General features: G+C 44.6%; 17 protein-coding genes and 1 pseudogene. 9 read left to right on the plus strand and 9 right to left on the minus strand.

All coding sequences use genetic code 11. The features are described 5' to 3' along the window. Nucleotides 1–147: 147 nt before the first annotated feature. A complete protein-coding gene (locus tag IQ270_RS02750; protein ID WP_193971737.1) occupies nt 148–531 on the plus strand; it encodes a hypothetical protein in 384 nt (127 codons plus the stop codon). Between the two features lie 130 nt (nt 532–661). Here the strand turns inward: IQ270_RS02750 and apcD are convergent, their stop codons facing one another. Further along, complete coding sequence (gene apcD / locus IQ270_RS02755) at nt 662–1,147, minus strand: allophycocyanin subunit alpha-B (protein WP_193971738.1); 486 nt, start codon at nt 1,145–1,147, stop codon at nt 662–664. Nucleotides 1,148–1,663: 516 nt separating this feature from the next. On the opposite strand from apcD, the gene rlmD reads away from it, so the two are divergent. Beyond that, entirely contained in the window at nt 1,664–3,076 is a 1,413-nt protein-coding gene (rlmD, locus tag IQ270_RS02760; protein WP_339384233.1) for a 23S rRNA (uracil(1939)-C(5))-methyltransferase RlmD, read from the plus strand. Between the two features lie 155 nt (nt 3,077–3,231). Here the strand turns inward: rlmD and IQ270_RS30630 are convergent. From IQ270_RS30630 to IQ270_RS02775, 3 genes and pseudogenes are all read right to left on the minus strand, one after another. Beyond that, nucleotides 3,232–3,384 (minus strand): annotated as a pseudogene (locus IQ270_RS30630) (type II toxin-antitoxin system RelE/ParE family toxin); the annotation flags it as partial. Nucleotides 3,385–3,549: 165 nt separating this feature from the next. Beyond that, nucleotides 3,550–3,681, minus strand: coding sequence for a type II toxin-antitoxin system ParD family antitoxin (locus tag IQ270_RS30635; RefSeq protein WP_228056026.1), 132 nt, complete (start codon nt 3,679–3,681; stop codon nt 3,550–3,552). Between the two features lie 106 nt (nt 3,682–3,787). Further along, a complete protein-coding gene (locus tag IQ270_RS02775; RefSeq protein WP_193971739.1) occupies nt 3,788–4,288 on the minus strand; it encodes a DNA-binding response regulator in 501 nt (166 codons plus the stop codon). Nucleotides 4,289–4,926: 638 nt separating this feature from the next. Between IQ270_RS02775 and IQ270_RS02780 the strand changes: the two genes are divergently transcribed. Both IQ270_RS02780 and IQ270_RS02785 read left to right on the plus strand, forming a co-directional pair. Then, nucleotides 4,927–6,933: a hypothetical protein gene (locus IQ270_RS02780; protein ID WP_193971740.1), complete on the plus strand. Its 2,007-nt coding sequence runs from the start codon at nt 4,927–4,929 to the stop codon at nt 6,931–6,933. A 129-nt stretch (nt 6,934–7,062) separates the two neighbouring features. Next, entirely contained in the window at nt 7,063–7,821 is a 759-nt protein-coding gene (locus IQ270_RS02785) for a calcium-binding protein (RefSeq protein ID WP_193971741.1), read from the plus strand. A 146-nt stretch (nt 7,822–7,967) separates the two neighbouring features. Here the strand turns inward: IQ270_RS02785 and IQ270_RS02790 are convergent, their stop codons facing one another. Continuing rightward, nucleotides 7,968–8,303 carry a DUF5615 family PIN-like protein gene (locus IQ270_RS02790; protein ID WP_193971742.1) on the minus strand — a complete coding sequence of 112 codons (336 nt, stop codon included), beginning with the start codon at nt 8,301–8,303 and terminating at the stop codon, nt 7,968–7,970. Continuing rightward, nucleotides 8,296–8,616 carry a DUF433 domain-containing protein gene (locus IQ270_RS02795; protein WP_027248967.1) on the minus strand — a complete coding sequence of 107 codons (321 nt, stop codon included), beginning with the start codon at nt 8,614–8,616 and terminating at the stop codon, nt 8,296–8,298. Before IQ270_RS02795 ends, IQ270_RS02790 begins: the two co-directional genes overlap by 8 nt. A 318-nt stretch (nt 8,617–8,934) precedes the next feature. On the opposite strand from IQ270_RS02795, the gene IQ270_RS02800 reads away from it, so the two are divergent. The 4 genes from IQ270_RS02800 (at nt 8,935) to IQ270_RS02815 (ending at nt 13,104) form a co-directional block, all read left to right on the plus strand. Next, nucleotides 8,935–10,050, plus strand: coding sequence for an SPFH domain-containing protein (locus IQ270_RS02800; RefSeq protein ID WP_193971743.1), 1,116 nt, complete (start codon nt 8,935–8,937; stop codon nt 10,048–10,050). A 391-nt stretch (nt 10,051–10,441) separates the two neighbouring features. Next, entirely contained in the window at nt 10,442–10,756 is a 315-nt protein-coding gene (locus tag IQ270_RS02805) for a YkvA family protein (RefSeq protein ID WP_193971744.1), read from the plus strand. A 144-nt stretch (nt 10,757–10,900) separates the two neighbouring features. Then, on the plus strand, nt 10,901–11,941 hold the full coding sequence (gene lpxD, locus IQ270_RS02810) for a UDP-3-O-(3-hydroxymyristoyl)glucosamine N-acyltransferase (RefSeq protein WP_193971745.1): 1,041 nt from the start codon (nt 10,901–10,903) through the stop codon (nt 11,939–11,941). Nucleotides 11,942–12,240: 299 nt separating this feature from the next. Next, a complete protein-coding gene (locus IQ270_RS02815) occupies nt 12,241–13,104 on the plus strand; it encodes a CPBP family intramembrane glutamic endopeptidase (protein WP_193971746.1) in 864 nt (287 codons plus the stop codon). Between the two features lie 299 nt (nt 13,105–13,403). Here IQ270_RS02815 and IQ270_RS02820 read toward each other — a convergent pair whose 3' ends face one another. Then, nucleotides 13,404–14,399, minus strand: coding sequence for a pentapeptide repeat-containing protein (locus tag IQ270_RS02820; RefSeq protein ID WP_193971747.1), 996 nt, complete (start codon nt 14,397–14,399; stop codon nt 13,404–13,406). A gap of 112 nt (nt 14,400–14,511) precedes the next feature. Beyond that, a complete protein-coding gene (locus tag IQ270_RS02825; protein ID WP_193971748.1) occupies nt 14,512–16,197 on the minus strand; it encodes a hypothetical protein in 1,686 nt (561 codons plus the stop codon). Between the two features lie 317 nt (nt 16,198–16,514). On the opposite strand from IQ270_RS02825, the gene IQ270_RS02830 reads away from it, so the two are divergent. Next, nucleotides 16,515–18,014: an NAD(P)/FAD-dependent oxidoreductase gene (locus IQ270_RS02830; RefSeq protein WP_193971749.1), complete on the plus strand. Its 1,500-nt coding sequence runs from the start codon at nt 16,515–16,517 to the stop codon at nt 18,012–18,014. A 184-nt stretch (nt 18,015–18,198) separates the two neighbouring features. Here the strand turns inward: IQ270_RS02830 and IQ270_RS02835 are convergent, their stop codons facing one another. Further along, nucleotides 18,199–19,212, minus strand: a complete 1,014-nt coding sequence (locus IQ270_RS02835) for a leucine-rich repeat domain-containing protein (RefSeq protein ID WP_193971750.1) — start codon at nt 19,210–19,212, stop codon at nt 18,199–18,201. Between the last annotated feature and the right edge of the window lie 50 nt (nt 19,213–19,262).

Consider the following 19,262-nt stretch of genomic DNA (forward strand, 5'->3'; position numbering starts at 1 on the left):
GCATCAATGATTGAGGGTTGCACGAGCAACATCTGAGCTTAAGAAGTTTAAATTAAGTTTTCTTTCACTTGTGCAATAAGAGTCTGATATATTAATATATAATTGACTCTAAACAGAACTTGCCTCTCAAGCCCTTAGTATACAGCCATGACAGCACTATTTCGCCGCGTCCAACCCTCGAAAAAGCTCCGGATCGCTGTTCGGTCGATCGCCCAACTGCTCAAAATCAGCCCCAATCAAATTAAGCGAGTCGAATCCTGGGCTTTCGTGGTTTTCGTGCATCGGCTCGACAGAGGCGGACAATTTATCTCGTACCGCAGGCTGGAAGAATGGCAAAATGCGATCGCCCATCACATCCAAACCAGTCCCTCTCTTGCAGAACTCTCGCAGCTCAAAACATCCATTCACTACGACAGCCGCAAATTCCAAAAACAATATCTCCCAAAAACACTTGACTTTCTCAAGCAAATATGCCTTGAAAAACAAGAAGTTCTCGAAATCTGGGAAAGCTTAAACTGCATTGCTTCCTAACAGAAATTAGGCAGATTTCCTTTCCAAAAACAGAAGCGAAACATTTGCGAGCAATTGCGAGATCCAATCGCCCCAAAAATCACCCGCGAATGCTCCGCCACATCAGTCGCGAAAACGATCGCCAAAACAATTAAGACATTGCTTGAGCGATATAATCAAAATAAGGAGCAGCTTCCTTAGCATCATCCTGATTGAGCAAAGCTAAAGCAGCTTCCTTCAAACAGCGGATAGCTTCCACCATGCCAGGAACAGGAACGCCCAGAGAATTGTACATTTCCCGAACGCCAATCAAACCGATACTTTCGATCGGCTCTTTGTCACCGGCCAAGATACCGTAGGTAATCAGGCGCAAGTACCAGCCGTAGTCGCGCAGACACAAAGCCCGTTCGCGCTGGCCGTAAGCATTGCCCCCAGGAGAGATAAAATCAGGTCGTTTTTTCCAGAGTTTTTTGCTAGCTTGTTCAACAATTTTTTTCTCACTGTCAGACAGCGCAGTAGCAATACGCACCCGCTGTTCTCCGGTTTTAAAAAAATCTTTGATGCTTTGAAGTTCGCCGGTACTGGGATAGCGAAGTTCGTCGTCGGCTTGGAGAATTAGTTGGCTAACTACGCTCATTGTTATTCAAAAAATTGAGGATATTTGAGAGTAAGATTAATTGACATTCCCATCTCTTAAAGATGAGATTCTTGGTTAGGCGATTTACTTTGATTCTAACATTGATCAATCTTAGAAGTAGGTGGTAAATCTCCGCAAGCGTTATGCTTAGTGACTAAGCCAGTTTCCTTGTGCCCCAAGGTACTGTGGGAAAAATTCGGGAAAAATTCGGGAAAAATTCGGGAAAAATTCGGGAAAAATTCAAAAACTGCGCTTGAGAGTTTGAATGCCGGCAGACATTTAGACTGTAAGGGCGAGTTTTGGTCTCCCCGGCCCCAATAGCATATCGCACAGGCTCGATCGGGGGCAATCTCCCCGGTTGAAGCTCGCGGCTGTAGCAGCAAGGGGTTCGGAAGCAGGAAGACATCCTGTAATTGAGCTTGAGCGCGATGGCTTGCGCCCAGCTTCGCTACGACTGACTCTGAGGAAACAGATAGCGATATTGCATTACCATATTAAATCCTACCACGACTACTTGTGACCAAATCTAAATTCCCCACCCCAAACTCGACGAAATTGGCAAATCACTGCCAGCAAGGTCAACTAATTGAGATAGAGATTACCGGCTTGACAGACACCGGCGACGGAGTTGGCCGCTTCGGCGAGCTCGTGGTGTTTGTGCCCGATACCGTGACGGGCGATCGAATCCTTGTCCGCCTCGTGCAAGTCAAATCCAGCTACGCTACAGGCAAGCTGGACACACTTCTGGAAGCATCCGAACACCGCATCCGAGCTAACTGCATTGTCGCCGACAAGTGCGGTGGCTGTCAGTGGCAGCACGTAGACTATCAATATCAACTTGCAGCCAAGCAAAATCAAATCATTCAAGCCTTAGAAAGAATTGGCGGATTTAGCAATTTGCAAGTCAATGAAATTTTAACTGGAAAAATAGAAGGATATCCCCAATTTTTGGGATACCGCAACAAAGCGACGTATCCCGTGGCAATTTCTGCTACAGGTCAAGTGCAAGCAGGTTACTATCAAAAAAGCACCCACAAATTAGTCAATCTCAATCAGTGTCCGGTGCAAGACCCGCGCCTCAATCCGTTATTAAAAGAAGTCAAAGAAGACATCCACTGGCGGGATTGGCCTGTTTACGACGAAAAGAAACATACAGGAGAATTGCGTCACTTGTCCTTGCGGATCGGACGGCGCATCGGCGAGATGCTGCTAACTTTAATAGTTCGCACTGGAGAGTTGCCGGGAATCGAAGAACAAGCATCTGAGTGGCTGAAACAATATCCTCAACTTGCAGGTGTTTGTTTGAATATAAATCCGGCTCAAACTAATGTGATTTTTGGTACAGAAACTCGCTGCATTGCCGGAAAATCTTATTTACGAGAAAAATTTGCTGGATTGAATTTTCAGCTAAGAGCAGATACTTTTTTCCAGGTAAATACAGAGGCTGCTGAAGCGTTGTTGGAGGTGATTGTAGGGGAATTAAGTTTGCAGGGAAATGAGGTTTTGGTTGACGCTTACTGCGGAATTGGGACGTTTACTTTGCCGCTGGCAAAAAAAGTAAAAATAGCTATAGGTTTAGAAGTGCAATCGGCGGCGATCGAACAAGCCCAATTAAATGCTGAGTTAAATGATTTGAAAAATGTCGAGTTTCACGCCGGAACTGTAGAGAGTTTGCTGCCTTCCTTGGGATTGACACCGGATATTGTGCTGCTAGATCCGCCGAGGAAAGGGTGCGATCGCGCGGTTTTGGAAGCTATCAAGGAAATGCAACCAAATCGGATTGTTTATGTTAGCTGCAAGCCTGCTACTTTGGCGCGCGACCTGAAGATTTTGTGCGAAAATGGGGATTATAAGTTAGCGCGAGTGCAGCCGGCGGATTTCTTTCCTCAGACTTCTCATGTTGAGTGTGCAGCTTTTTTGGTGCGGTGAATGAAAGGGCGATCGTTGTTTAGTTAAATTCAATCATCAGCATCGGCGAACAGGGCTGACAAATCTCGATAACCACTGACTACTCGAAAAATCTCTACATCTTGTCCGATCATCATATAGAGGATGAGATAGTTGTCTGTGGAGAGACTGCGAAGCTATAGTAAAATTTCGTCTCTTTGTCGTCCAATATTGGGAAATTGAGCAATTTTGGCGAATTTAGCGTCAAGATTGCTTAAAAAGCGATCGGCTCGCTCCAGTCCCGATCGACTAGCGATGTAGTCTGCAATTTGCTCGATGTCTTGAATTGCGGGTTGGGTGAGGCTTGCATTGTGGACTCATGCTTCTGAGGAAGTGTAACGCGAACGCAAATTAGCTCGAATTTGTGCCATTGCGGTTGCACCGTCTACGACTTCACCGCGTTGGGATGCAAGATGTCCAATCAGTGCGTCTCGTTGGAGTTCTTGCAGTCGTCCTTAATAAATGTCTTGCTGTTGTTCGAGTAGTTTAATGGCTGCAAGGATAACGTCGATCGCGCTGTTGTATTTGCCGCTGGTGAGTTGGTGCTGCACGAGGGCTTCGGCTTCAGGTGGCAAAACAATTTGCATGGTGTTTGAGATGAGGGGTGTTTATTCTATTGTAGGCGATTCTCTATAGGATAGCGGCGCTTTACGCCCTTCAGTTAGATTGGTTGGTTGAGGTGCGATCGCCCATCTAGTCTTTTTTATCCAAGTCTTCTGTTTTTGGAGTCTCTGAAGTTGAGGGGAATTCTAGTCGAATATTAATATCAATTGATACTGTACTTTCTTTAAAACCTATATTAACTATTTTTACTAATGCTTCTGTAGGTACAGAATTATTTATTTTAAATTCAGGAGAAGACTGAGTTTTATATCCGGCTTCCTGTAGCCGATCGCAAATATTGCGCCAATTTCCGACAGGTTCGTTAGGTACATCTGCGATTTTTTTTACATATTGGTATAAAGTTTTACATAGATAAACCTCAGCACTTTTGGAAGTCTGAAACAGTTGGCGGGCGATTTCGGCGGGACTGCAACCGGAAAGCAAGCCTCGGAGGTAGAGTTTTTCGGTTTCTGTAAGTCCCCGGCGCGATCGGGGGGAGATTTGCCGTTTAGCTTCTGCGAAAGCTTGGTAAAGCCTTTCTAAGTCCCAGTTTTTGGCGGCTTCGGCAAATAAGTCTTCCTTGGATGCCATTGTCGGATGTGTTGAGATGTGACTAACGATAGCATAACCGAAATTGCTAGTGTTTGTTAGTTTACTTTTTGATTTGCCTAGTGTAATGTTACAAATATTAACTAGGGTTGAGCTTGTTGACGAGATGTGATGCCGAGTAGAGATACTCAGATTCAGTGATGGCGCGATCGTTGCAACCAACCTCAAAGCTAATATCTGCGAACGTCTGACGGCGCTAAGTAAAGTTTTGTAACAAAAAAGCAGTATTTTGCATAAAACTTGCGGACTAAGCCTGATAGATAAATAGAGCTTGAGAAGCACCGCTACTGTTGCGGTTCATCGGGGCTTGCGGGTGTATTAGGGCGATCGCTCTAATTCAGCTCAAACCTACTATCTGCCAGCGTCGGGAAAGATTATGTAAAGTTTTGTAACAAAAAACAGTATTTTGCATAAAACTTGGGGACTGAGCCTGATAGATAAATAGAGCCTTAGAAGCACCGCTACTGTTGCGGTTCGTCGGGGCTCATGGTGGATTAGGGCGATGGCTACGCCCCGGCTTACGCCTACGGCCGATCGGCTTTTAGAACAATTTGTTTATTTAGTCTAAGCAAACACAGGCAAGTCTATGTACTTGTCTCTAATCAACACGAGGAAATAACGTGTCTAATTTTTTCACGCCTGAATTTAATAACGAAAGTGCGATCGCTCCTTGGAATGCCAGCCTAGAACCGACTAAGGCTATTATCCCGCAGCTAGATGCTAACCGCGTCCTAACGGGGGGTGTCGGTCAAGAAGTTAATCTCCCGACTTTAACGCCAGAAGCCTATGACAATATCATTTTGCCTGACGCTTCGCCGACTCTGATGGCTAGCGCGCTGACAACCGACTCCAACAGCAGTTTACCGGATAGCTCTGTCGATTTGCTAACAGGTCAGGCGATGTCAGAGGTTTATGGGGATTTGAGTAAGTTTGCGGCCGATCCAGATTTCGCGGCTAAGCTGAATGTGGCTTTTGCGGAAAACTGGGATGCTGCGGCTGCGAAAACCTTAGCAGAAGAATGGTTTCAGGGAGATTTTAGCGATATCCCGCCAGTGAAGGTTGTCTCGTCTGCTGAGATTGGTGGGGCGAATGGGGCTTTTGCTGCGGCGACGGATACGATTTATTTATCGAAGGAATTTTTGACTGAGAATGCGGCGAATCCGGCGGCGGTTGCGGATGTGTTGCTGGAAGAAATCGGGCACTCTGTTGATGCGCGGTTGAATGTTACGGATTCACCGGGAGATGAGGGGGCGATTTTTGGGGCGATCGTTCAGGGGAAGGAGTTGAGTGAGGGTGAGCTTCAGGGGTTGAAGGGTGAGGATGATATTGGGACTGTTCTATTCAATGGGCAAACAATTTCGATAGAGAAGGCAGGTTTTGATATTCAAAATAAATGGGCTACCAAAGCTTTTAATTGGGATAGTAATTCAAAGTCATGGCAACAAGTATGGAATGGTAATGGTTACAAAGATTTTGGTTCTAACACCCGCATCGATGGTAAAAAAGGTTTTGCAAAGGATTGGGGAGATGGGAGTCCCGGTGATGGCGTAAACAATGACTTCTTCTTATTGAGCTTTTTGACACAAGCCGATTTTGAAAAAGATCAAAGTTACAAATTCCAAGTTAGGGCTGACGATCGTTATTATATAGCAGCACTCCCAGTTAATGGCGACAAGTGGGAATACATAAATTGGGAGGGAAAGGAAGATGCTTACGGTGGCAAGGAGATTCAGTGGAAGCCTGAAAATAATGGAAAATATTGGTTGTTTTCCTACTATATGGAAAGAGATAGCAAGGCTTATTTCGATATCTCTTGGCAGAAGACAGGTCAGGCACAATCAAATTCTGTACCTAATGGATTTACTTCGATCAAGAGTGCTCAGGGGGTTAATCTATACGAGGGTAATAACAAATCTGATTATGTACAGGTCGTAGACTTGAGCCAAGGTGCTTCCATAAAATTGCTAATCGGTGAGAAGGATAATAATACAAGCAGTGGAACTATCCCTGAATTTAAACATAAAAAAATTGATGATTTCTGGAATGACTTAAAAACAAGCAATTCCAATGCTTTTTCGATAGCTAATGGTGCATTTTTTACTACTTTTTATAAACATTGGAGCAATGCTTACCAAGCTACGGATACTAACTTATCTTATCCCATCAAAATAGATAATCAAGTATTCGATGGCTCTCGGACAAGTGAAGAAAACATCGGAACAAAATTGAAATTAGAAATATGGGACAATCAGGCATCAATTACTCAATTCAATGACAATATTGATTCTATCAAGAATTCATCTGCTTCACAGGTGCTAGTCGGTGCTCCAATACAGACTAATGGTCAAAAAAATAATCCAAATGCTTTAGATGGTAGAACTTATGTCGGTGTTAAAGATCGGGACTCTAATGGTAGCAATGAAACAGTTTTAATTTTAACATCACAAGATGATACTCAGACTATACCAGGTGCAGTTAAAATCCTAAAAGATTTTGGAGTGAATGAGAACAAAATAATGCAACTTGATGGATCTGGCTCTAGCCAACTGATTGCTCAAGGACCAACGTTGGTTAAGGGTGATGGTCGATTGATTCCCCAAACAATAGGAGTAGTAAGTGGATCTTAAAAAATACATAGAAATGATATTGACTTGCTGACAATAAAGGATCAGAAATAAGTTAAGTTTTGAGGAAGACGAAGAACTATAAGACACCTCAATCACATCCATTAAAGGCTACAGTGGGAAGCACAAAACATGGCATTACAATCTAACGTAGAAAACGGCATCTCTCGCTTACTCGGCGATAACACCTCTGAATTTATCACCCTCTCGCCAGGACAACTAACAAATATTCCAGGTGGCGCGTGGGTTCTCGGTGGCAATGATACAGTCATAGGCTCTGCTGACAGCGAATTAATTTTGGGAAACGACGGTCAAGATAGCATTTCAGGCGGTGCTGGTAACGATACCCTGATAGGTGGCAAAGATAGCGATTTTGTTGATGGAGGCATTGACAACGATTTAGTTCGAGGTGATCTAGATGCGGATACCGTCAGAGGCGGAGACGGCAACGACAGTTTATTTGGTGGGAGAGGTACCGATCAACTATTTGGCGATGCTGGAGATGATTTTCTATCAGGTGATAGGGACAGGGATACACTTACCGGCGGAGAAGGAAGCGATATATTTGCCTTGGCAATAGGTGGCGGTTTAGATATCATCACCGACTTTGGAAATGGAAGCGATTTCATCCAAGTACCAGCAGGTGTAAGTATCAGTGACATTTTAATTGAATCGAGCAGTGCTTTTACCTTACTTAGTCTTAGAAGTACAGGTGAACCATTAGCGCAACTGAATAATGTTCCGGCTTCCAGTATCACAACTGGAAGGCTTTTGCTGCCTAATCAGCAACGTCTTGAGAGTCCGCCTGGGCCTATAAATATACCACAGCCACCTTCAGAACTTCCTATTCCTCTGTTGCCTGATGTGCCACTTCCTCCTATTCCATTTTAAAATGTAGTGGTATCGCCCCTTTTCTTCTTAGGGGCGATGGTCTTTTTTCCCAAAGTGCGATGTGACTTTCAGTGTCGGCATCTATGAAAACTCGTCAAAGCTCGATCGCCCTTATTGTCCGAAAGTGCGATCGGCTTACAATCATGTCAAATATATTCAATCCTCCCGATCATTTCTTCAGGTGCATAGACTTCATAAATTAAAATCAAACTACGGATAATCTCGCCCACAGAACGAGAATTAGGAGGACAATAGACAATCCCCGGATAATCTGTGGTATCGCTTGCCATAATTAAAAAATCGTCATCGTGAGTTACTATCACGCGCTGCTGTTCGCGAATAAATGCCAGATGTGACTCATCGCTTTTAGTACGCAACCCCGCATCAACTGTTGTTGTAACATCTATCCCGTAACGACGTAAACCGCGCGCAATATTAGAGTCAATATGTTCGTCTAAATGAAAACGAATTTGCTCACTCACCTCTAATTGCCCTCAATTTTTCTTGTAACGGAGATGGTGGACTATTGCGCTTTAATTCTTCCACAATAGCTCGACTTTCAGCCGTGCGACGATCGATTTCTTCTCGACGATCGTAATAGTAGGTCATTGCTGCATGAACCGAGGCGAGTGGCAGATCGTATTTGCCCGCGATTTCTTCTATAGAAATCCCCATTTTCAGATACATTTCGGCGATGTGTGCTACAGCAATTCGATGACCGGCAATGCACGGTTTACCACCAAGCACCCCAGGCGTAATTTCGATATGTTCTGTGATGACTGATTCCTTAGACATCTTAGTTAAAGGCTCTTAATTGGTAATTTTTAAGCTCTTTAATCTTAGCAAAAATAGTCACAGTTATAGCAAATTGTAGAGTGCGTCAGACATTAATTATTTCGATTTCAACAAGTTTTTCGGATCTGACGCACCCTACGAACAGTATTTCGATCGCCCCCACCATCAACTAGATGCAAGCTAGATCCAGTCCGGCCTGAATCGCGGGGAGTCCAGAAGTATAGAATAGAGGTTGCGAAACCGGCACAACGCCCGATCGCTCGCCGCCAGCAATTTGTTACCCTAAAAATAGAATCAAACCTCCCTCAACTCCCTGTCATGAACAACGCTTCTCCCCTGATTCAAACCGTCACACCCGAACGCTGGGCCGGCTTTAGTATGGACTTTATCGGGGCGGGTTACACGGGGCTGTTGGTCAAAAACGGCCGCGCCGTGCGTACCCTGAAATCCGGGCGGCATTTCAGCTTCGCCCTTCCCCTGCTAGAACAGTGTCAAATTGTCATAGTAGACACCAAACTCCGAAATTTGGATGTACAGTCCCACGGAGATTTTTTATCTAAGGATCGATTTTTAATTGATGCCACTCTGACTGTTATTTATCAAGTTATAGATCCGAAACGAGTAGCTTTGGAATTGTCCGATCCTATCGCTGTTTTAGCAAGTGCAGTTAAGGATTGTATGGGAGTGGCGATCGGGCAATTTTCTTTACAACAGCTGATCACCCAAGGCCGGCTGTTGCTGCGCCAAAATTTGCTCGATCGCGTCCAAGATTTTTATACCCTAGGTTTTAACTTAGAAGACGTGCGAATTGGCGATGTCAGCTTTCCCGAAACTAACGGAGTTATTCGCCAAGTTGAAGGAATGAGTGCTCGACAGGAAGCCGAAAACTCCGCCGCCTTGCAAATGAGAATTGCCGAAGCCGGCCGGCCGATTGTTCCTCAAGCTCCCGTACAGCAGTTAAACTTAATTTCAGGTAATTCTCCTGTTCCTCTTCCAGCTTCTGACACAGCAGCAGGGTTCGATCGCGATTTGCAACAACTGACAGAACAACTCGCCCAAAACAGTCTCCCACCTGCCAGAAATTCACCTTCACTTGCACCGACGGTACTCGCCAGTAGCGATCGCAAAAACACCGCATATTTAATCTACAAATTTTCGGGACAGGCGATCGGTTTAACCGCGAATCCTTTTACAATTGGACGGGAACCGAACAACACTTTAGTATTGCAAGATCCGCAAAGTTCGCGCTACCACGCCCAAATCCGCCGCGCTACTGACGAAGTTGGCAAACAGCGATATCAACTTATAGATAGCGGGAGTTCCAACGGCACTTTTGTCGGAGGACAGAGGCTGGCTGCTAACGAGCCTTTTTGGCTGGCGAACGGTTGCGAAATAGCGATCGGCGACCAAAAATGGGTGTTTCAAGATTCGTGAGTGAGAGACATGAAGATTTGTTTAAACAGCAGATAAACACAGATAAATCCCATCAGCGTTCATCTGTGTTTATCTGCTGACATCTGCGGTTTAAAAAACCCAATCCAAGTAACTTGCTTTAATCACGATATACAATTAATAGATGAAGATTTGTTTAAACAGGAGATAAACACAGATAAACACAGATTAATTCGATCGGCTTTCATCTGTCAGGTTTCTGTAGGGGCGTTGTCAAGAGTCCCCGCCTTTGGGACACAGATGGACAACTTCTCCCTCCTCAATTCCCTATACTTCCAGGTAGAAGTCTCTTCCCAACCTTAGGGGGGATATCTCCACAAGCGTTTCGAGCGATAATTTGTCAAGATTGAAAATATAACGAGAGGACAACCCCATGAACTTTTCTATACAATCTGTTTACAACTGGTATCGCGACACGCTCCGCAACCCCAAGTACCGCTGGTGGATTATTCTGGGAACCATGGCATATCTGGTAAGCCCGATCGACATTGCACCAGATTTTCTCCCCGTCGTCGGACAAATTGACGATGTGGCGATCGCAGTATTGCTGATTTCCGAACTATCCCAAATGGCAACCGACTACTTTAAATCCCGCAAAACAGAGACAGCCACAGCATCCGAAGCCACCGGCAGCCCTTCTGAAGCCAAAGGCAGCACCGTTGACGTAGATGCAGTTTCCGTACAATAATTGCCCAAAACAATCGATCGCTACAACCCCGATTTCTTGAAGAAATCGGGGTTTTTGTTTTTTCCAAGGCAACTGCTCGGAGCGTGCTCCAAAGCTGGTACTTTTAACTATGATCCATCTGTGTTAACAGCAAATTTTTTATAGATGAAGTTTAGCGAAATAGTACAAAAACTTAACTTAGCCACCAGTCGCAGCCTCGCAGCGTCGGTTGCTAGCGATCCAGAAATTACAGGCGCGGCCCCAGTTGATGAAGCTGCACCCGGTACTGTCAGTTATATAGAAGGTGCTAAATTTGCCGCTCATACAGCCACTACAAACGCTTCGGCTTTAATTTTACCGTTAGATGAAAGTCTCCAAGCTCAATGCGACGATCGCAACATCGCTTGGATAGCCGCAGCAGATCCGCGATTGTTATTTGCTCAAACGATCGCCCTTTTCTATCAACCGTTTCGCCCAGCATCCGAAATTCATCCCTCAGCCGTCGTTCACCCCTCCGCAGAAATCGGTGAAAATGTCTATATCGGCCCCCACAGCGTGATTCAAGCAAAAGTCAAAATTGGCAGCAACGTTTGCATTCACCCCAATGTCGTAATTTACCCAGATGCACTAATTGGGGAAGGCACAGTTTTACACGCTAACTGCGTCATTCACGAACGTACTCGCATCGGGGCAAATTGCGTGATTCACAGCGGTGCGGCGATCGGGAGCGAAGGTTTTGGGTTCGTGCCGACAGCCTCCGGGTGGGTGAAAATGGAGCAGTCTGGCTGCACTGTATTGGAAGAGGGCGTTGAAGTTGGCTGCAACAGCACGATCGACAGGCCCGCTGTCGGAGAAACCCGCATCGGCCAGAATACCAAAATCGACAATTTAGTACACGTAGGTCACGGCTGTCAAGTCGGGAAAAATTGCGCTTTTGCCGCCCACGTCGGCATGGCTGGCGGAGTAAAAATTGGTAACAATGTCATTTTGGCCGGTCAAGTAGGAATTGCCAATCAAGCTAAAATCGGAGATGGGGCGATCGCCACTGCTAAAGCCGGAATTCACAGCGACGTGCCCGCAGGTGCGATCGTCACAGGTGTTCCAGCAATTCCCCACAAACTATTTCTCAAAGCCACAGCCATCTACAACCGCTTGCCCGAAATGTACCAATCTTTGAGGCAAATTCAGCGCAAGTTCGATCGGTAGTCAATTGGCAGTTGACAGGAAAGCAGTTGACAGGAAAGCAGTTGGCAATTAGAACGAACAACTAAGAATTAACAAATAACCACTGACCACTAAAAACAGTTAACAGTCAACAGTCAACAGTCAACAATCAACAATCAACATTGCAAGTTCGATCGGTAGTCAATTGGCAATTGGCAGTTGGCAATTAGAACGAACAACTAAGAATTAACAAATAACCACTGACCACTAAAAACAGTCAACAGTCAACAATCAACAGTCAACAATCAACAATCAACATTATTATAGTTGCAACCCCTTAAATGTGGAATAGTATAACTAACCTGCGACTCCTGTCGCCGTCAATACCAGCAATTGTCAAAATAATCTTATTTTTCTCAACTTGGATTGTTGTGTGGCTTCCCGCAGCGATCGTGCTGGCGAGATCCCTCAAATGGCATCCGCCCCAACCCCTGGAAAACAAAAAACTGCCTTTACTCGCTTCCCTCTACCTAATTGTTCCCTTCATTTTATGGGCAACAATGTGGATTGAAGACACATCTTTTGTTAACTGGGGTTGGGATTGGCAACCCGCAGTTTTGATGTCATTACTGCGGGGATTGGGAATAGGAATAGTCAGCTTAGTAATTTTATTCGGCTTGCAATTAACCGCAGGCTGGATCGATCTAAAAAAAGGAGAGATTTCCACCGAAACAGGCGAAAAAACAATTAATTTTTGGGCTTTAATTTTTAATCCTGCTAGTCTGCTGACTCTGTTATTAGGACTGTGGATTAGCGCCACAGAAGAGTTAATCTTTCGCGGTTGCTTGCAAACAATCCTCCAGCAAGATTACTCAATATTAATAGCAGGTGCGATCGCCAGTTTCATTTTTGCGATCGCCCACCTCATTTGGGCAGCCAAAGAAACTCTACCGCAACTGCCCGGATTGTGGCTGATGGGCATGGTTTTAACCTTAGCCCGCATCGCCGACAATGGCAGTTTAGGATTGGCGATCGGCATTCACGCAGCTTGGATTTGGGGTATAACTACTGTAGATACAGAAGGCGCAATTAAACCTACTTCTAGGGTACCAGAATGGATTACAGGAATAGCAGCAAAACCCCTAGCAGGTGCAGCCGGAATTCTGTTACTGCTAGCAACAGCAGCCGTACTTTTGTTAATTTAAATAATACTTACCCTAAAAAATTTGGTTCATTCTATAAAAATTGGCTTTCCCTGATTTGTGCTGGAAATGAGCCTCTTTCGGATATTTGGGGAAAAATGTATATTTGGCTACGGGGTAATGCGGAAAAAGGTAATTGGTAATTGGCGATCGATTCCGAACTCATTACCATTACCCATTACCAGACATTAGATTAACTTATAGCCCAAATTTCAGCAGAGCCAAAACTTTGAAAAATCAATCAGATTCATCCTGAAAGAAGACGACTAACTGACCGATTCCCCATTACCAATTCCCAATTACTATCCGTGCATTTCTCCACTCGGCATGATTGTACCGCGCAATTGAGCTCCAGCTAAATTAGCAGTGCTCAAATCAGCCCTAATCAAATTTGTGCGGTGCAAAATTGCCTCCCGGAAATCTGTTTTAGCCAGGTAAGCATCAGTCAAATCCGCTTCAGTCAAATTTGCTTGATTAAAATTAGCTCGACTTAAATCAGCCCTCACCAAATTAGCTCGACTCAAGTCAGCCATAACTAAATTAGCATTGCTGAACTTTGTATCAGGAAGAAATGCACCTTGCAAATTAGCGCCAGCCAATTCAGCATCCACTAACACAGCTCTTTCCAACCTAGCATTTGTCATGACAGCCCAAGAAAAATTAGTTTCTACCAAAGTTGCTTCAGTCAAAAATGTGCCATTTAAAATAGCTTCGCTCAAATTCGCCTGAGTTAGATTAGCTTCCCGCAGAGACGCTTCAGTCAAATTTGCTTGACTGAGATTAGCTTTAGTCAAATCTGCACCTAGCAAATTGACTCCCCGCAAATCTGTACCTTGCAAATTTGCACCGCGCAAATTTGCACCCTCAAAAATTCGCTGCTCCTTCCGCAAATTTGCGCCGCGCAAGCAAGCGCCGCGCAAGTCAGCAGCTTGCAAATTGACGCCTCGCATATCTGCATCGCTCAAATTTGCATCGATAAAAACTGCCAAAGAGATGTTGGCATTGCGAAAGTCTGCACTTTGCAAAGTCGCTCCGTGGAAGTCTGCATCGGACAAATTTGCTCCGCTCAAGTTGGCCTGATTTAAGTTAGCACCGCACAACTTGGCATTAGTTAAATTTGCGTGCTGAAGGTTAATTCTGCTCAGATACGACATCGTGAAGTTTGCGCCCCAGAGGTCAGCACTGGTTAAATTGACACCTATTAAATCCGCACCGCTCAGGTAGACGCCTCTAAGATTCATACCTTGAAAATCTAGTTCTCCTGATGTATATCGCCTTAAAATTTCGCTGGCATTCATATTTTTTTGTGGAACTTTTGGTAAAATATGCTATTTGAAAATTTCTTGAATTTCAGTTCTTGCTTTGATTACTTAGTTTGTGCAGCCCCAGACATCTGGGCATTTTATCAGTTTAATTCATAAATTCTTGAGTCCAAGCGACTGTTTTGTTACTTAACTGCCGCCCGTGAATTTTCACGTGAGTCAGAGATTTTGATTTTAAAGTACACAGTTTTTTGTAAATGTATGTAGCTGTGGTCTCTTGGTTTGGTACTTCGGCGGACTCCAGAATAACGTGCAGCCAACCGTCTTTAAATCCCGCTGTAGCAGTAATTCCCCTAGGCTGTAGCAATTGATTTATCAATAGGGCGATCGCCTTTGGTTTGCCTTGTTTTGCCATTTCCACAAGCTGATACTGATTTGGCTTTTGGCTAGAATTTGGCTGCTCTGTTGCTGAAATATTCTCGACCATATTCTCCGAGGTTTCAGAAGCAGAAACCCCGCTTTCTTTTAACTCCACTTCCCTCAAGATTTCCATTAATTTCTCTGTGAATTCTTGAACTTTTCCTACATAATCTTTGAGGTTTTTATATTTCCAGTACAAACGCTCCTCTGCACTTTCTGTCGAAAACTTTCCGTTCAAAGCAGCTTCTAAGTCGCTGAATATTTTTTCTATTTGCGCCGTTGCTAAGTTAGCACTTTCAGTGACTAACCCTTTCATTTCTTCTTCCAATCCCAACTTGCGTTTGATGGAATCGCTAATATTTATAGTAACCGGATCTGCGCGATCGTAACTTTCTATAAGTGTGGGCGTTTCAGAAACTGGTAATTTTTGAACCAATTCCTCTCGGAAATTGGCACCAGAATTATTGCTGCTGGTTTCGGGTTGTTTGAACTTGAGATTTTCTGCCGTATCCGGCACTAAGCAACTCTGATCGGGGTCATAATGATAGTGAGTTGGAGCAGCTTGAATGATGTGAGTAATGTCGCCCGCTTCAAAATAATCGATGCGCCTCTCAACAGGCTCATTCTCTTCATAAAAACTGTTGTTTAAATGGGTTCGATCGTCATCTTCGCTAGCCGAATCTTCGGTTTTGTCTTGTTCTTCCTGCGGCAATTTTGCGTAACAAGAATTCATCGCTTTAATAATCACGCTAGCGGCTTGGTCGCATTCGTCTGTGTTGTCGAGACTGCCGGCAGTTCTGTACAACTGAGATTCGAGTTCGGCTAGGCTGCCGCACACATTAAACAGTTGTCGCAGCAGATTGTCAAGTTCTTGGGTTTTCAGCAGCAGCCAGTCGCGCTCGCTAAAAGTAAACTGGTGATAAAGAGTAGAAAAAATGAGGATTTTCGCCCTCAGCGGATTTGTTTGCTGTAAAATTTTTTGTCTGACATCAAATAAATTTCCCGGGTTTCTTTGGTTCGACTCATCGGGTGGCAGTTGGGAACTGAAGTGCTCGTCAAATGCAGGTGCTTCATAACCGCCAAAATTCGATATGTTTGTTTCTAATTTTGTGAAATCTTGGTATTCGTAAAGTCTGCTCAGTTGGCAGACGATTTGATCTGCCATTAAAGCGTACTCGGTTTTTTTATTAACCTTGGCAATTAGACTGCTTAAAACTGCTTCAATATCTTCTAACCTGTTATATTTAGCGCAGAGTTCTTCTATTAAACTCCTGACATCGGCGCTGGCGAGTTGGGTCGGATCGTTTTCCCAACACTCTTTGCAAGCAAAAAACATGATTTTTTTTATGCGCGAGAGATTGATGTCTTGTTCTAATTCGCGAACAACTTCATCTAAAATAGATAAAGCTTGCATAGTTTTCCTCCCCAAAAAATACCCTGTTAGTCGATTTTAGATTTAGATGTTAGATTTTAGATTGACTTGCACCTTTGAATCTGGGAACCCCAATTTTAGTCTAAAATTTTAGTATTTCCGCGACGATTGTCGGGGGCTTCCGTTTTTGGGCGGGTCAAGAGTCAGTGGATGTTAGATTTTAGATTGACTTGCAGCTTTGAATCTGGGAACCCCAACTTGGGTTTCAAATTGTGCGATGATTCACGAGGATTGTCGGGGGCTTGTTCTCGTTTCTTGCGGGTGAGCAAGAAATAATAAAATTATATCACATTTGATCGATGCCAGACTTTGATGCGATCGTAATTGGTAGCGGTATTGGCGGCTTAGTTGCCGGCTCAATGCTAGCTCGCTACGGCAAGCGGGTACTCGTCTGCGAGAGCCACACCATAGCGGGCGGGGCGGCTCACAGTTTTTCGCGCCGGGGATTTCACTTTGATTCGGGGCCTTCTTTTTATTGCGGTTTGACCGATCGACAGTCCCTGAATCCTTTGCGACAAGTCTTGAATATGTTAGACGAATCGATCGCAGCCATTTCCTACGATCCGCTGGGGCATTACCATTTTCCTGAGGGAAGTTTATCGGTTTATGCTGATGCAAAAAATTACTTAGATGCTGTAGCTAAATTCGCACCGCAAGGTGCTATAGAATTGCAGCAATTTCAAAAGAATTTATTAGTTTTGTATGAAGCTTTGCGCCCAATTCCGGCTTTAGCGCTGAGATCGGACTGGCAGTTGATACCTGTGTTGCTGTCTCGGTACTCGCCTGCTTTGCTGAAGCTGTTACCGTCATTAGGGGCGATCGGCAGTTCGGCTGGTACATTAATGGATAGAGACGTGCGCGATCCTTGGGTGCGGCGTTTGATCGATTTGGAATGCTTTTTGCTGTCGGGGTTGAAAGCCCACGAAACTGTCGCCCCGGAAATTGCTTTTATGATTGGCGAACGATCGCGAGTGGCGATCGAATATCCTGTAGGAGGCAGCGGTGCGATCGTCGATGCTTTGGTTCGAGGCTTGCAGCGCTGGGGAGGGAAGTTGCGATTGGGAACTCCCGTCGAGCAAATATTAGTTGAATCCGGCAAAACCACGGGCGTTCGCTTGCAAAATGGCGAAATTGTCCGCGCCCCAATTGTTATTTCAAATGCCACCGTTTGGGATACTTGCACAAAATTGCTGCGGCCCGAAGATTTGCCCGAAAGCTACCGAAAAACCGCTTTGTCGGTGCCAGCAATACACAGTTTTATGCACCTGCATCTAGGAATTAAAGCCGAAGGAATCGAAGGTTTGACCGGCCACCACGTCGTCGTTCACGACAGCAAAATTGACATTACAGTACCCGGAAATACCTGCATGATTTCAATTCCTACAGTGTGGGATGCTAATCTCGCGCCGCCCGGACATCACGCTATTCACGCTTATACATTGGAACCTTACGCAGGTTGGGAGTACGGCGACGGTTATCAGGAAAAAAAACGAGAGCGATCGCAATCTCTGTTTAAAGCTTTAGAAAGAATTATACCGGATTTGCGATCGCGAACAGTCTTAGAGTCGATCGGCACACCGCTAACCCACGCCCGATATCTGCACCGGTATCAAGGAACCTACGGGCCTGCAATCGCGGCCGGAAAAGCCACATTCCCCGGGCCGCAAACCCCAGTCAAAGGCTTATATCGGGTGGGAGACAGCACCATGCCGGGAATTGGGGTTCCCGCCGTCGCAGCATCGGGTATTTTGTGCGCCAATACCTTGGTAAATTCCGATGTAACTGCACAATTTCTGTAAATTAGCGGCAACAGGTTCGATTATCCACCAGCCGCAAAAGTGCCCATAATTGCGATCGACAAAGCCAAACCCGGCAACAGCAGCAATCCTAACATCAAAGCATCGTGTCCGCTCATCACTTTCTCCTGATACTGACCTTGAATAGCTTATCATACAAACCGCAAGTTCGCCACCGTCTTCAGAATTAAAACCTGCAGATTGATTCGGGATTAACAGGGCAAATCTTATTCACAATCGGATTCCCGCGCAAGTCCAGCGCTGTCAACTTTTGCAAAGATTGCAGCGGAGTGATATCAGAGATTTGATTGTTGTACAAATCGAGCACAAATAAGTTATTCAAAGCTTGCAGCGCCCTGCTATCGGAAATCGGATTGTTAAACAAATAAAGCTGAGTCAAGTTAGTTAAGGATTGCAGCGGAGTGATGTCCGAGATTTGATTGTTGCCGAGGTTTAGTTCCACTAAATTAGTTAAACCAGCCAAAGGACTAATATCGGATATCTTGTTTTCAAATAAAACCAGTTTTTTTAAGTTAGTCAAGGTTTTCAGCGGAGTTAAATCAGATATCTTGTTTTCAAATAAAAACAGCGCGTTGAGATTTTTCAAGGAAGCCAGCGCGCCGATATCTGATATTTTGTTTTTGTAAAGATAGAGAATCTGAATTTCAGTTAAATTCGCTACAGGAGCGAGATCCGAAATTTGATTTTTGTAGAGAATCAGCGCCCTTAAGTTATTTAAAGATTTCAATGGACTGATGTCATGAATTTGGTTGTCAAACAAGACAAGTTCGGTAAGATTAGTTAGAGCAGCTAAGGGAGTGATGTCAGATATTTGATTGCTGTCGAGAACCAGTCTCGTCAGATTTGTGAGAGATGAAAGCGGGCTGATATCTGATATTTGATTGACATCCATCACCAGAGTTTTCAGCTTGGTTAAAGATTGCAGGGGAGTGATGTCAGATATTTGATTGCTGTCGAGGATGAGACTGGTAAGTTGAGTGAAAGATGAGAGAGGGCCGAGTTCAGTAAGTTGAACTTCTTTGAGGTTAAGTTCTGTTATACTAGAAAGCAGTTCGTTAGCTCGATCGCACTCAGTAGTATCGGATATTTGCAACAGTATTTCTACGGTATGTTTAGCGCCGGGGGATAGATTGTCTTTGTGCGAACACCAATCTAGGAAATTATTATAAGTTGTTGTCATGGAATTTGAGATTTCGGATTTTAAATATCATTCCTGAACGCATCAGTACC

It is taken from the genome of Microcoleus sp. LEGE 07076 (assembly GCF_015207455.1).
Taxonomy (GTDB): domain Bacteria; phylum Cyanobacteriota; class Cyanobacteriia; order Cyanobacteriales; family Microcoleaceae; genus Microcoleus.

Coding starts and splice junctions, on each gene's coding strand:
- IQ270_RS02750 (WP_193971737.1), top strand. CDS start 148: ATGACAGCACTATTTCGCCGCGTCCAACCCTCGAAAAAGCTCCGGATC.
- apcD (WP_193971738.1), bottom strand. CDS start 1,147: ATGAGCGTAGTTAGCCAACTAATTCTCCAAGCCGACGACGAACTTCGC.
- IQ270_RS30635 (WP_228056026.1), bottom strand. CDS start 3,681: ATGCAAATTGTTTTGCCACCTGAAGCCGAAGCCCTCGTGCAGCACCAA.
- IQ270_RS02775 (WP_193971739.1), bottom strand. CDS start 4,288: ATGGCATCCAAGGAAGACTTATTTGCCGAAGCCGCCAAAAACTGGGAC.
- IQ270_RS02785 (WP_193971741.1), top strand. CDS start 7,063: ATGGCATTACAATCTAACGTAGAAAACGGCATCTCTCGCTTACTCGGC.
- IQ270_RS02795 (WP_027248967.1), bottom strand. CDS start 8,616: ATGTCTAAGGAATCAGTCATCACAGAACATATCGAAATTACGCCTGGG.
- IQ270_RS02800 (WP_193971743.1), top strand. CDS start 8,935: ATGAACAACGCTTCTCCCCTGATTCAAACCGTCACACCCGAACGCTGG.
- IQ270_RS02805 (WP_193971744.1), top strand. CDS start 10,442: ATGAACTTTTCTATACAATCTGTTTACAACTGGTATCGCGACACGCTC.
- lpxD (WP_193971745.1), top strand. CDS start 10,901: ATGAAGTTTAGCGAAATAGTACAAAAACTTAACTTAGCCACCAGTCGC.
- IQ270_RS02815 (WP_193971746.1), top strand. CDS start 12,241: ATGTGGAATAGTATAACTAACCTGCGACTCCTGTCGCCGTCAATACCA.
- IQ270_RS02820 (WP_193971747.1), bottom strand. CDS start 14,399: ATGAATGCCAGCGAAATTTTAAGGCGATATACATCAGGAGAACTAGAT.
- IQ270_RS02825 (WP_193971748.1), bottom strand. CDS start 16,197: ATGCAAGCTTTATCTATTTTAGATGAAGTTGTTCGCGAATTAGAACAA.
- IQ270_RS02830 (WP_193971749.1), top strand. CDS start 16,515: ATGCCAGACTTTGATGCGATCGTAATTGGTAGCGGTATTGGCGGCTTA.
- IQ270_RS02835 (WP_193971750.1), bottom strand. CDS start 19,212: ATGACAACAACTTATAATAATTTCCTAGATTGGTGTTCGCACAAAGAC.